This is a genomic window from Eudoraea algarum, assembly GCF_050589645.1.
Lineage (GTDB): Bacteria > Bacteroidota > Bacteroidia > Flavobacteriales > Flavobacteriaceae > JBNGOQ01.
The window spans coordinates 1,143,129-1,155,401 of record NZ_JBNGOQ010000001.1 but is presented as its reverse complement, the minus strand read 5'-3'; the positions used below and the strand labels follow the sequence as shown (position 1 = coordinate 1,155,401).

Below are 12,273 nucleotides of genomic sequence, written 5' to 3'. Positions count from 1 at the left end.
ATGGAAAGTGTTATAACTATCTTCTTGTTATTGCTGGCCGCTTATACGGGCGTAGGCCTGTTATTTGGCCTCTATTTCTTTTTTAAGGGCGCCGCCCAAATAGATCCGGTGATTTCGGACAGCAAATGGACCGTACGCCTGTTACTTATTCCAGGCAGCATAGGCTTATGGCCCCTGCTCCTGGCAAAGCTCATTATAAAAGTAAAAGCATGACCTCGGACCTTAGAAAAGCACATAAGATGATTTGGGTGGTGCTGGCCATCCTAATCCCTATTTTGTTGGTCAGTGCGGTACTGGGTATCCCCAAACCCGCATTTAACGACAACGATTTGTTGGTCAATGATGGGATACATAAAGAACCGCCCGTATATGAAGACGAGTCCCTTACGCTGTTTCTAGAGCAGGACGGTGCGGAGGGAAACTTGCGGTTGTTCCTAAAACGGCCACTGCCCCACCCTTCCGCCCTGGTCTATGCCAGCTCGTCCAAGGCGACCGAGGACACCTATCTGGGCCAATTGGACAAGAAGGGCGTGTACACTTTTACACTGGATAGATCCACCGAGGAAATCAAGATCTACGATGCCATAAAAAAAGAGGAAATAACAAAGATTGCATTATCATGGGATTAGATTACCGACCCGTTCTCTGGAACAAGCATAAGAAAGTCTACGACAAATGGATTGCGGTCTCCGTGCTCCTGTACCTGTTGGCCTTTATCGGGATAAGCCTGGGCACCAATGCCGAAATTACGGCAGAAACCTTGATCATTAGGGCCTTTGGGACCCTGGCCATCGCCCTTTTGCATGTTGTACTGGCCATAGGGCCCTTGGCCCGATTAAACCCCCGTTTTCTGCCCGTACTGTACAACCGCAGGCATCTGGGGGTGAGTATGTTCCTTGCCGCCTTGGTCCACGGGGCCTTTTCCATCATTCAGTTCCATACCTTGGGCAATGTAAATGCCTTTCGCGCCCTGTTTACCTCCAATATGGACTATGGTTCCCTGACCAACTTTCCCTTTCAGGTACTGGGTTTTTTCGCCCTGATCATCCTGTTTCTAATGGCTGCCACAAGCCATGACTTTTGGCTAAAGAACCTCTCCCCCAAAACATGGAAACGCTTGCATATGTCGGTCTATGTTGCCTATGCATTGATCCTTATGCACGTGTTTTTGGGGGCCTTGCAACAGCAACCTTCCCTATGGTCCATCGGGATATTGAGTTTAGGATTTATGGGTATTGCCTCGCTTCACCTGGCCGCGGGAATAAAAGAGGGGAAGGTAGATCGAGGAAAGAGCGCCCAAACAAAAGATGGTTGGGTGTATGTTTGCGAAATTGAAGAGATTCCCGAAGATCGGGCAAAAATCTTTGTATTGGACAAGGAACGTATCGCCATTTTTAAATACGACGATAAAGTTTCTGCCATTTCCAATGTTTGTAAGCATCAGGGCGGACCTTTGGGCGAGGGCAAAGTGGTAGACGGTTGTGTTACCTGTCCCTGGCACGGTTACCAATATTTGCCCCACAATGGGCAGTCGCCTCCACCCTTTACCGAAAAGATAGCCACCTATAGGGTGCAAAAAAGAGGAGAAGAAATCTATGTGTATCCAGAGGCCCTGGCCGAAGGCACTGCCGTGGAACCCATTATCTTGTAAACCTGTATATGATGAAAGAAAAGGATGATTTTTATATCGGATATGTAGATCAGGTGTCCCCCGGCACCAAAAAACTGCTAAAGCGTTTTGTAATGTTTGCGCTAGTGGTGCTTTTGGGTATGGCGGCCATCTTTGGCCTTACGCAGAACAAGCTCAGCAATAGCGCTTTTGATTTTGGCATTGACACAGCCGTCACGGGCACGTATCACGAGCAGCCCTATCCCATGTTGCGGGTACAAACGGAGGAGAACACCTTTAAGAGCATCGTGCTCCTGGGTTTTGGCAAACTTGGCCCCAACTCCTATCTGAACAAGATTCGATCAGAAGTGGATCAGCTCTCCGGAAGTACCCTACGTATAGAAGGGGAACTGGTCTATTACAATGGAAAAACCCTGTTACAGCTCACTTCCGATGAAAAAGTATCCCTAGTGGAGAGGGCCAATGGCAGGGAATTGCCCAAAGCGAACCTAGTGGTATCGGATATGGAACTTAGCGGGGAAATCATAGATCCCAAATGTTATTTTGGGGTGATGAAACCCGGCAAGGGAAAAATTCACCGAAGCTGTGCGGTGCTCTGCATTGCAGGGGGTATTCCTCCGGTCTTGGCCACTACCGACGAGAACAATATCTCAGAATACTATATGATTACGGATAGCCAAGGAAAGGCTATCAACCAGGACATTCTGCCCTATGTGGGAAAACCCTCCTTGGTAAAGGGCACCGTAGTAAAACTGGAAGATTGGTACCAATTGCGGATCAATACCGAGGACATCAAGGATTTGGACAGCCCCTCAAAAGTATACTGATGGAGAAACTTTGGGAAACGCTAAGTGCCAATAAATACCTGATCGCTTTGATCAGTGTACTTAATTTCCTATTGACGCCTATCCATGTAAGTATTATTGGGGGCCATGCGGCCCATATTGTAGTGGTAAACTATACGCTGGTCATTTTGGCCAGTTCTTTGATCGCCGCACATGCCAAATCCAGAAGATGGACCTATATCTTGGGCTTTATTGCGCTCTGTAGTATTTGGCTGGAGTTTTCAAATCCAAACACGTCTATGATGGAACCCTTACGACTTATCTCTTCCTTTCTGTTGTTCCTGTATTTCTGTATTCTGCTTTTAAAGCAATTGCGGATGATCAAGGAGATGAACTTACAATTTATCCTTGGCCCCATACTGGGTTTTGTGTATTTGGGGGTCATTGGCGGTATTTTGTTCGAGTTTGCCCATTTTATGGACCCGGCCTCTTTTCATTTGCGAGGTGATTATTCGGGCTATATCTTTTATTATTTCAGTTTTATCAGCATAACCACCGTGGGATATGGCGATGTTACGCCACTTACCCAGCCCTCACAGGCGCTTACCCTGGTCATGAACATTGTTGGTCAGTTTTACCTAGCCATTGTGATCGCCGTATTCGTCGGAAAATATATTAATGTAAAATCATAGACATGTTACAATCGTTCAGCATCATTTTTTCCATGGCCGCATTCTTTAGTTTTATCAACTATAAATGGCTAAAGCTACCGGCCACCATCGGGTTGATGTTGATGAGCCTGGCCACGATCATCCTGATCACACTCAGTAAAAGTATCTTCCCGGACTTCTATATGTTCTTTTGTGATATGGTGACCAATTCCGACTTTAAGACACTCCTGTTGGACGGCCTTTTGAGTTTCCTGCTCTTTGCAGGGGCCCTGCATGTAAATATTGATGAACTGGCCAAGGAAAAATGGTCCGTTCTGCTGTTTGCCACCCTGGGCGTATTGATCTCTACCTTCTTGGTGGGCGGACTTACCTATGGAGCGGCACAACTTTTGGGCATAGAACTCCCCTTTTTGCACGCGCTGCTTTTTGGTGCCCTCATCTCCCCTACGGACCCCATAGCCGTTTTGGCCATTCTTAAGAAGACCAGCATTGCCAAAAATCTGCAGATCAAGATCGAAGGAGAGTCGCTATTTAACGATGGCATCGGAGTAGTGGTCTTTGCCGGTATATTGTTATTGGCCGATATGGGCGGGCATGCCATGGAAAGTTCCCTGGGTACCGAAATAGGCATATTGTTCCTGGAAGAGGCCGTTGGTGGCATTGTATATGGGGCCCTGCTCGGGTTTGTGGGCTATACCTGCATCAAATCGGTAAAGGACAATCCCCAACTGGCGGTTATGATCAGTCTGGCCCTGGTGATGGGCGGGTATGCGCTGGCCTCCATCATTCATGTCTCGGGACCCCTGGCCATGGTAGTTTCGGGCATGATCATTGGCAATAAGATAAACCTAGCGGCCAACAAGGGGGCCACACAAAAGATGCTGAACGAAATATGGGAAGTCCTGGACGATGTCTTCAACGGCATCCTGTTTGTCCTCATCGGCCTGGCCATACATCTCTTAAAGTTCGATATGGGTTTCCTTACGCTAGGTGTCATTGTCCTGGTCATTGTACTGCTATCCCGGTTTGTTTCGGTCTTCCTCCCCTATTCGCTCTTAAAACATACAGAGCGCAGTCCGTTGAAAACGGTGACCATATTGACCTGGGGTGGCCTACGGGGCGGTATCTCCATTGCCCTGGCCCTGAGCCTGGGCGATAATGCCTCCTCTGATTTAATTCTGTATATTACCTATGTGGTGGTGCTGTTCTCCATTATCGTACAGGGCCTCAGTATAGGCCGACTGGTAAAAAAATTGTATCCTTAAGGTATAGTCCATGAGCGAATCCGAAGCAGAAAACACAGAAGAGAAGAAGGTCCGGAAACGGGCCAAGATCATGGACCAGCAGCTTATGAAGGAGCTGGGCGTGGATCGGGAAGAACTAAAGTCGCTCAAGAAAAAACTGGCCAAAGTAGCACCAAGGCCAGAGCGTGGTGTGGAGACCCTCTTCCGTTTGATCTCCAAGAACCAGTATACCCTTAATGCGATGATCGACCGGAAGTCGAACATCCTAATATCGATCAATGCGTTGATCCTCTCGCTTATCCTGGGCACGGTATTGAGCCAGCTGGATAGGGACCCGCATTTACTTTACCCGGCCATTATGATGTTGCTTACCAATCTGATCTCCATTGCCTATGCGGTCTTTGCCACCCGTCCGGAACTGAAGCACGGGAAGCGGGAGACGGGCAATCTGATGTTCTACGGCAATTTCCACGATATGCAGGAACAGGAGTACATCAATGAACTAACGGGGCTTATGCACCAGGGGGACGAGTTGTACAGGACCATTGCCAAGGACACTTTTTATCTGGGCAAGACCATAGATCGTAAGTTTAAGCTGTTGCGCAAGTCCTTCACCGTTTTTTTGGTCGGTATCGTCCTTGCGGTTCTAGCCTTTATTGCCTGCCATGTGCTTTTTGGGGGCTATCTTGTATTACAATAAAAAACGACCTTTTTGACATGAAGGAAAGCGATTCGCTCAACTTGATCGAACGCATAAAATCCCCGACGCTCGCTTTGCTCGGTCGGGGACGGAAGGGTAGAAAAAACCTCCCCTTTCTCACGCCAGGGGCGTGATTCATTCCCCTCCTTGAACAAGGAGGGGAGCTTTAATACCGGCTCTTTTTTTAAAATCCGCTAGAGATATGTTTTAAATCTGCCAGAGATGTGTTTTGAATCTGCTAGAGATATATCTTAAATCTGCTAAAGATTCATGTTGAATCTGCCAGAGATGTGTTCCGCATCTGTCAAAGATGTGTTCTTCATCTGCCAGAGATGTGTTCCGCATCTGTCAAAGATGTGTTCTTCATCTGCCAGAGATGTGTTTTGCATCTGCCAGTGATATGTTCTGTATCCGCTAGAGGTCTACGGGACAAAGAACCCTTCGAAAAACGGGGATACCTATTTAAGGGCAAAGATTCCATATATTTGGAATGCCGCCGTACTTGGATGTGGCGGTAGTGGGGATATAATAGCTATTTAATCAATGATCGTATTCCTAGCTTAGGTACAAACAAAACCTAAATTAAAGATGATAAAGGGGATAAATACAATGTTCTATAGTTCAAAAGCTAAAGAACTCCGCGAATTTTTAAGAGATAAAATTGGGTTTAAGGCTACTGATATAGGTGACGGATGGCTGGTTTTTGATATTGTTGAAGGCGGTGACATGGGGGTAGAGTCTTCCGACGAAAGCGGGCAACACGGAAAACCTTCGGGCACACACCACATTTCATTTTATTGCGACAATATTGATGAAACCGTTAAAGAGCTAAAAAGCAAAGGTGTTGAATTCAAGGGAGAAATTGAGGATCTTGGATGGGGATTGGTTACTTACTTTAAAGTCCCTGGGGATTTCTTTCTACAATTATATCAACCAAAATATAAAAAGTGAAATCAGTACCTTGGCCGTAACTTAAAGCCTCAATAAACAGAGCGTAATCTTTAACTAAAAATCACGGAGGTATGAAGTTCTATATAATCCTTTTCCTCATCGCGGTGCCGCTACTGCACACGGGAAATCAGGCTAATACGGAAAACCCCCATCAGACCGGATTAAGCATGCAATTGGTCAACGGACACTGGTTCAATGGCCAGACCTTTGTAAAGCGGACGGCATGGGTGCGCGAGGGCAGCTTGCATTTTAAAGAGCCCACCACGGCTAACGATACGGTCATAGACCTTACCAACAAATATGTTATTCCGCCCTTTGCAGAGGCCCATAACCACAATCTGGAGAGCGATTACGGCTTACAGCAACGTATTGATGCCTATTTGAATAATGGCATCTTCTATGTAAAGTTGCTTTCTACCATAAAAAAGCGGATAGCCCCCCTGATGCACCATTACAACAAACCCGATGGGCTGGACGTTAGTATGGCCCATGCCCCCTTGACGGGCACGGGCGGACATCCCATTCCCCTAAGACAGCGCTATCTGGACCGCGGTTACTTTGACGGCATGTTCAACTCGATCGAAGAGGTGGCGTCCTACGGGTACTTTATCATTGATGACCTCGATGATCTGAACAGCAAATGGGAGCAGGTACGCTCTTTTTCACCGGATTTCATTAAGCTGAACCTGCTGTATTCGGAAGAATACGCAAAGCGCAAGGACGATACCACCTATTATGGCCGTAAAGGCCTGAATCCCGAATTGGTGCCGGAAATTGTAAAAAAAGCACATGCAGACCATCTAAGGGTCAGTGCCCATGTGGCCACGGCCCATGATTTTCACGTAGCGGTCGCCGCCGGTGTGGACGAGATCGCGCACCTGCCCGAGATACGCAATGGAAAGCCCATCGCCAAGGAAGACGCCGCGCTGGCCAGGGAAAAGGGGGTTACGGTGGTGACCACGGTTTCCCTGATCAAAAAGAATCAAGAGCAACCGAACTATACCGACTTGGTCAAAAATATCCGCGCCAATCTGAGCCTCTTAAAACAGGAAGGGGTTACACTGGCTATTGGTTCGGATATGTACAATGACAATTCGGTCGGTGAATTCAGGTTCCTATACGATCTCAAGGTCTTTAGCAACCTGGAACTGCTGAAAATGTGGTGCGAAAATGCCGCGACAACCACCTTCCCCAATAGAAAAATAGGCTACCTTAAGGAAGGGTACGAAGCCAGCTTTTTGGTGCTGGAACAAAATCCGCTGGAGAATATCGCCGAGGTGAATACGACCATCGCCTTAAAAGTGAAGCAGGGGGTCCTATTGGATCCATGATATGGAACATACCCATGAAATCCCAGGAATCCACCAAGCAAAGGTTGTTTGAATGGATTAGCTGACCTACCTTGTATATTTTCCGAAATATGAACAGTTACCAAATACATCCAATACTTCAGCTATTAACGGCCTGCCTTTTTTGTTACCAGGCATCCGCACAGACCACGGTGCGTAAAATTGACAACGATTGGACATTAATGGTAGGGGAAAAGCCCTTTGAAATTAAAGGGGCAACTTTTGGGTATGCTAAGGACGTTGAAAATTACGATCATTATTTCCAGGACCTGAAATCTCTCGGTGTCAATACCACCAGGCTCTGGGCCACGGATAAAAACACAGGAAAACTGCTCGATGTTGCACATACCTACGGCATCAAAGTTATGGTGGGCATTTGGATGCGCCACGGTAGGCCCGGGATGGAAGATGACGATAGCTTTGACTATCTAGAGGATAAAAAGGGCATGGAGGTTATGTACAACAATGCCCTCAAGGTGGTGGAAAAATATAAGGATCATCCCGCCGTGCTAAGTTGGGGCATTGGCAATGAGGTCTACCTGAACATGGCGACCGATGCCGAAAAGGAGGCCTATTCCAAGCTTTTGGAAAGCATATGCAGTGCCATTAAGCAACAGGATCCCAACCATCCCATTACCTCGGTAGAAGCATGGACTTTTGGGTTGGAGTGGTGGCAGCAATTTGTGCCCTCCATAGACATTTATGGACTTAACAGTTATGGCCCGGGCGTGGATCTACTGGCCAACGAACTTGAAAAAAGAGGTATTGACAAACCCTATATCGTGACCGAATTTGGGGTAACCGGGGAATGGGACATCAAGGAGAAAAAAAACGGTGTGGAAGTGGAGCCCAATGACCAACAAAAGTACGATGCCATAGCAAAGGGCTATCAGAACTGGATCAAAAACAAACCCGCTTGTTTAGGGGTATACGTTTTCCACTACAGCAATGGCAACGACTTCATTGCTCCTTGGTTGCTCACCCACTACAAGAAAATGCTACGCCCCCAATATTGGGCCATACGGGAAGCCTACACCGGGCAAAAACCGATCAATGCCGTTCCGGTCATAACAAGCTTTACGTTGCCAGACTCCGAAGCGGACTCTGGAACCTGGATGCCTGTCTCCCTAGGGGTATCCGATGTTGAAAACGAACGTCTCGATATTAGTTTTTACTACAATCAGAGAACCGGAAGCCGTAAGCGAAGAAATCAGATCAATACGCTTCAATTTCGCGGTAACCTCAGGGAGGGTTTTGAAATTCAATTGCCCAAGGAGCACGGCCCCATTAAAGTATATGTAAACGTAAAGGACTCGTTCAACAATGTAGGCATTGCCTCCACTGCTGTCGTTGTGAGGGATGAGGAAGCCAAACAGCGGAAATACCTCGTGGCCAAAACCAGCTTGCCATTCTATGTGTATAAAGATGGTACGGGCAATCCCTATATTCCTTCGGCTTACATGGGGAATATTGGATCCATTGAAGTGGATACCGAGCACACGGACGATGTACATTCAGGAACCACCTCCCTCCGGATCGGTTATAAGGCCTTCCAAGATTGGTACGGTGTCGGTTTTGTAGATCCCCCAAACGATTGGGGTGAAATTTTGGGAGGTTATGATCTATCCGGGGCCAAAACATTCAGTTTTTGGGCCAAAGCCAGTAAAAGGGGGGTAACCGCCAAAATTGGCTTTGGATTGATCGACAAGGACAAACCCTTCCCGGATACGGCAAAGAAAGAAATCGAAATCAAACTGACCCCCAAATGGAAAAAGTATACCATTGATCTTAAAAAGCTCGATTTGAGTTGCATACGATCCGGCCTGGTTGTTGTTTCGGCCAGCTATGGATCTCCACATTATATTTATTTGGACGATGTGGTTTTTGAGTAATGACCAGTTTGTGGGGAAGTGCGATGATTGACTGGGCCATAATTAAGATCCCGAACAGCGCAGAAGCACTAACATCGATATATAAACGTAACATCGTATCCTACACCGGACCGTGCATACCAAATGCTTTTCTATTGAAGCAATTGTTCGTATTTTGCTAGCAAGGGTGTCCTAAAAACTATTTCCCTAGCACGTGGATATTATTTTTATTCTGTCCGTAATTTGTATTACCCTATTTGGATTGTTGGGCATTTTTTTGACCCTGTCCAAAAAGGGCAACACCCCTGTGAATAGGCTTTTGGGTGTTTTCTTTTTACTATGGGCCCTCGATTTTTTGGATGGTTCCCTGCTGTTGAACGGGTTTTACCTACAACATCCCAATTGGGCTTTGTGGACAGAAGCCTCGATTTTTCTGTACGGCCCCTTACTATATCTGTATACCGCGCATTCGGTAGGTGCAAGGACCAAGTTCAAATGGATAGACCTTTTTCACCTTGTCCCTTTTTTAGTAGGGTTCATTGCAATGCTTCTAATCTATCATGTACAGCCCAGGGAAATTAAGCTCAATACCCTGACATCAATCGTAAATTTTGAGCAACTTTGGGGATCCTACATAGTGTTCGCCCTGCTCTATGCGCATTTCCTGTACTATATACATCTTTCCAAAAACTTGGTGCGCAGCGCTACAAGAAACCTAAAACAGTACTATTCCTACCACATCCTATCCTGGTTAAATAGGCTGCTCAATGCATTGATTGTGGTATTGTTAATAGCCATGGTCAACAGTGTCCTTCAATTGACCGGCTATAGATTTTATTTTGAGATAGGCCTAGTGGTCGTGCTCTTGATAACGGGTATATTTATTGGAGGTATTATTCTAAAAGCTCTCGATCAGTCTTCTCCCTTGATACAGCAAGATTTGGCCAAAAAATACTCGGGCAGTCTATTGCAATCACAGGAATCGGAGGCTTTAGCCATGAAAATTACACAAGTACTTGAGAAGGACCAGCTTTTTTTGAATCCTGAACTTACCTTGGAAGATCTGTCCAGTGCTATTGGGTCAACCAGCAGAAAGGTATCCCAAACAATCAATGAACGTATGGGGAAGAATTTTTTTGATCTCATTAACATGTACCGTATAGAGGCTGCAAAGAAAATCTTCACTGAACGTAAAGATCCCAAACTCACGGTTTTGGAGGTCATGTACGAGGTGGGTTTCAATTCCAAATCCTCCTTTAATAGGCAGTTCAAGAACAGGACCGGGGTAACCCCCTCCGAATTTTTACGGCTCCAATCCTAAGGTAGCACTTTCCGCAGGTAAAAAGCGAACCTTATAAAAAGCGTTCGACTTCCTGTAATCGGTCGCACAGCTCCCTATTGTTTTTGAGATTTGATTCCTAACAATCTTAAAAACAATTATCATGAAAACTGCATTCAACATTAGTCAAGATCAAATTACTTTAAAAAAGCAGCTGTGGTATCACTTCTATCCCGGCATTGCAATTCTGATCTTTTATATACTGATCTCCAAATACGTTGTTGATCTGGGGTATCCCGGACTTACAGGGCTTCTGCTGGCAGAGTTGTTTGTTCTGGCTCCGATCGGGATGTTCCACCTGGGAAGGCACGCCAAACGACTCAATGGTAGCCATAGCCTCAAAAATGTCATTGCCTATACCAAAAAACTGTCCACAGGGCAATACCTCAAATGGTCTTTGATCGGAATTCTAGGATGTACGCTCATCTACGTTCCCCTTTATCCAATTGGCTTGTATTTTAAGGAAACCATCTTTTATTGGCTTCCTGAATGGTACTTCGATCCGGGTTTTGGGGCTTCCAGCATAGATTTGGTCGCCAAGGTCTTTCTTGCCGGTATCTTTATTGATGGAATCGTTGGGCCTGTCGTGGAAGAACTGTTCTTTAGGGGGTATCTGCTTCCCAGAATGGCTTATTTGAAGCAATGGGCCCCGATCGTAAATGGTACCTTATTTGGTCTCTATCATTTTTGGCAACCCCACAATTATCTAGCGATTATTGGGGTGGGCATTATTCTGAGTTATGTAGTATGGAAAAGGAAAAATGTGTATCTGGGGATTATCATTCATTGTACACTTAATGTATTAGGCGCTATCGGTGGCTTTTTGGCCGCTAACGCCGGTGAGGTCCTGGTACGCTAGGTAGGTTTTGTCGTTCCGGGTCACTGAGCGTTATGCCTTTGCTCAAAAAGCAGTGCTTGGGTCTTTTCTCTCAAAGTATCGGGGATTAGCTACGCTTTTCCTGAATGGGCTCCCCTTTGCAAATAGGGCCGAAAGAAAAAGGCAACGATTTGCCTTTTTATTGAGGCGCCAGGTGGTGCGGCTGGGAGGTTAGCCTTTTAGAGGATTAGCTACGCTTTTCCTGAATGAACTCCCCTTTGCAAATACAAAACTGGCAAAGCTATCGCTTTACCTTTTTTGTTATTTGGAAAAGACCCAAAGCTCTGCTTCTGTCTTTTCCAAATAACAAAACCTGCAATGAAAATTGCAGGTTTTGTGCTTGTAGTGACCCCGGCAGGATTCAAACCTGCAACCCTCAGAGCCGAAACCTGCCTGCCGGCAGGCAGGTCTGATCTATGGTCCTAAATTAAGCAGGTCCCTCAGAAATTCCCGGCCGGCACCCGATTTGAAATACTTTTCCCTGGCCCGGGCCTCTTTCCGTGTCCGAAACTCCTCATAATACACCAGCTCCCATGGGCAAAACCCCTTGGTTGACCTGTTCTGGCCCAGATTGTGCTGTTTCATCCTTTTTTCCAAAGTATCCGTCAGGCCTTTATAAAGCCTGCCATCCTTCCCGCTTTTCAGAACATAGACGTAGTACATGGCCCCTGAAAATATAAAAAGGCCTTGCTTTTGGAAGCAAGACCTTCTTGGTTTAGTGACCCCGGCAGGATTCAAACCTGCAACCCTCAGAGCCGAAATCTGATGCGCTATTCAGTTGCGCCACGGGGCCTTGTCACTATTTTATATTTTATTATACGCTATCAAAAAAACCTATCCTCGCCGAAACCTGCCT

Annotated in this window: 13 protein-coding genes and 1 tRNA gene; 12 read left to right on the top strand and 2 right to left on the bottom strand. The window is 46.3% G+C overall.

Annotation, left to right across the window (positions count from 1 at the left end; all coding sequences use genetic code 11):
• The 12 genes from ACRD67_RS05345 to ACRD67_RS05290 all read left to right on the top strand — a co-directional run bounded on the left by ACRD67_RS05345 (position 1) and on the right by ACRD67_RS05290 (position 11,399).
• A complete protein-coding gene (locus ACRD67_RS05345) occupies positions 1-213 on the top strand; it encodes a hypothetical protein (RefSeq protein ID WP_430966006.1) in 213 nt (70 codons plus the stop codon).
• Positions 210-629 carry a hypothetical protein gene (locus ACRD67_RS05340; protein WP_430966005.1) on the top strand — a complete coding sequence of 140 codons (420 nt, stop codon included), beginning with the start codon at positions 210-212 and terminating at the stop codon, positions 627-629. The genes ACRD67_RS05345 and ACRD67_RS05340 overlap by 4 nt, the downstream gene beginning before the upstream one ends.
• Positions 620-1,651: a Rieske 2Fe-2S domain-containing protein gene (locus ACRD67_RS05335; protein WP_430966004.1), complete on the top strand. Its 1,032-nt coding sequence runs from the start codon at positions 620-622 to the stop codon at positions 1,649-1,651. The genes ACRD67_RS05340 and ACRD67_RS05335 overlap by 10 nt, the downstream gene beginning before the upstream one ends.
• An 8-nt stretch (positions 1,652-1,659) precedes the next feature.
• Positions 1,660-2,457, top strand: a complete 798-nt coding sequence (locus tag ACRD67_RS05330) for a hypothetical protein (RefSeq protein WP_430966003.1) — start codon at positions 1,660-1,662, stop codon at positions 2,455-2,457.
• A complete protein-coding gene (locus ACRD67_RS05325; protein ID WP_430966002.1) occupies positions 2,457-3,107 on the top strand; it encodes an ion channel in 651 nt (216 codons plus the stop codon). Before ACRD67_RS05330 ends, ACRD67_RS05325 begins: the two co-directional genes overlap by 1 nt.
• A gap of 2 nt (positions 3,108-3,109) precedes the next feature.
• Positions 3,110-4,351, top strand: a complete 1,242-nt coding sequence (locus ACRD67_RS05320) for a cation:proton antiporter (protein ID WP_430966001.1) — start codon at positions 3,110-3,112, stop codon at positions 4,349-4,351.
• A 10-nt stretch (positions 4,352-4,361) separates the two neighbouring features.
• Complete coding sequence (locus ACRD67_RS05315) at positions 4,362-5,030, top strand: Pycsar system effector family protein (protein ID WP_430966000.1); 669 nt, start codon at positions 4,362-4,364, stop codon at positions 5,028-5,030.
• 588 nt (positions 5,031-5,618) lie between these two features.
• Positions 5,619-5,981, top strand: a complete 363-nt coding sequence (locus ACRD67_RS05310) for a VOC family protein (RefSeq protein ID WP_430965999.1) — start codon at positions 5,619-5,621, stop codon at positions 5,979-5,981.
• A 71-nt stretch (positions 5,982-6,052) separates the two neighbouring features.
• On the top strand, positions 6,053-7,312 hold the full coding sequence (locus tag ACRD67_RS05305) for an amidohydrolase family protein (RefSeq protein ID WP_430965998.1): 1,260 nt from the start codon (positions 6,053-6,055) through the stop codon (positions 7,310-7,312).
• An 89-nt stretch (positions 7,313-7,401) separates the two neighbouring features.
• On the top strand, positions 7,402-9,222 hold the full coding sequence (locus ACRD67_RS05300; protein ID WP_430965997.1) for a glycoside hydrolase family 2 TIM barrel-domain containing protein: 1,821 nt from the start codon (positions 7,402-7,404) through the stop codon (positions 9,220-9,222).
• 193 nt (positions 9,223-9,415) lie between these two features.
• On the top strand, positions 9,416-10,522 hold the full coding sequence (locus ACRD67_RS05295; RefSeq protein ID WP_430965996.1) for a helix-turn-helix domain-containing protein: 1,107 nt from the start codon (positions 9,416-9,418) through the stop codon (positions 10,520-10,522).
• A 121-nt stretch (positions 10,523-10,643) separates the two neighbouring features.
• Positions 10,644-11,399: a CPBP family intramembrane glutamic endopeptidase gene (locus tag ACRD67_RS05290; protein ID WP_430965995.1), complete on the top strand. Its 756-nt coding sequence runs from the start codon at positions 10,644-10,646 to the stop codon at positions 11,397-11,399.
• 432 nt (positions 11,400-11,831) lie between these two features.
• Here the strand turns inward: ACRD67_RS05290 and ACRD67_RS05285 are convergent, their stop codons facing one another.
• Both ACRD67_RS05285 and ACRD67_RS05280 read right to left on the bottom strand, forming a co-directional pair.
• Positions 11,832-12,080: a GIY-YIG nuclease family protein gene (locus tag ACRD67_RS05285; protein ID WP_430965994.1), complete on the bottom strand. Its 249-nt coding sequence runs from the start codon at positions 12,078-12,080 to the stop codon at positions 11,832-11,834.
• Between the two features lie 56 nt (positions 12,081-12,136).
• A tRNA-Arg gene (locus tag ACRD67_RS05280) sits at positions 12,137-12,210 on the bottom strand.
• Positions 12,211-12,273 lie beyond the last annotated feature (63 nt).

What these genes read in the sequence shown, in the direction of transcription:
- ACRD67_RS05345 (WP_430966006.1), top strand. Translation starts at nt 1, where the DNA reads ATGGAAAGTGTTATAACTATCTTCTTGTTATTGCTGGCCGCTTATACG.
- ACRD67_RS05340 (WP_430966005.1), top strand. Translation starts at nt 210, where the DNA reads ATGACCTCGGACCTTAGAAAAGCACATAAGATGATTTGGGTGGTGCTG.
- ACRD67_RS05335 (WP_430966004.1), top strand. Translation starts at nt 620, where the DNA reads ATGGGATTAGATTACCGACCCGTTCTCTGGAACAAGCATAAGAAAGTC.
- ACRD67_RS05330 (WP_430966003.1), top strand. Translation starts at nt 1,660, where the DNA reads ATGATGAAAGAAAAGGATGATTTTTATATCGGATATGTAGATCAGGTG.
- ACRD67_RS05325 (WP_430966002.1), top strand. Translation starts at nt 2,457, where the DNA reads ATGGAGAAACTTTGGGAAACGCTAAGTGCCAATAAATACCTGATCGCT.
- ACRD67_RS05320 (WP_430966001.1), top strand. Translation starts at nt 3,110, where the DNA reads ATGTTACAATCGTTCAGCATCATTTTTTCCATGGCCGCATTCTTTAGT.
- ACRD67_RS05315 (WP_430966000.1), top strand. Translation starts at nt 4,362, where the DNA reads ATGAGCGAATCCGAAGCAGAAAACACAGAAGAGAAGAAGGTCCGGAAA.
- ACRD67_RS05310 (WP_430965999.1), top strand. Translation starts at nt 5,619, where the DNA reads ATGATAAAGGGGATAAATACAATGTTCTATAGTTCAAAAGCTAAAGAA.
- ACRD67_RS05305 (WP_430965998.1), top strand. Translation starts at nt 6,053, where the DNA reads ATGAAGTTCTATATAATCCTTTTCCTCATCGCGGTGCCGCTACTGCAC.
- ACRD67_RS05300 (WP_430965997.1), top strand. Translation starts at nt 7,402, where the DNA reads ATGAACAGTTACCAAATACATCCAATACTTCAGCTATTAACGGCCTGC.
- ACRD67_RS05290 (WP_430965995.1), top strand. Translation starts at nt 10,644, where the DNA reads ATGAAAACTGCATTCAACATTAGTCAAGATCAAATTACTTTAAAAAAG.
- ACRD67_RS05285 (WP_430965994.1), bottom strand. Translation starts at nt 12,080, where the DNA reads ATGTACTACGTCTATGTTCTGAAAAGCGGGAAGGATGGCAGGCTTTAT.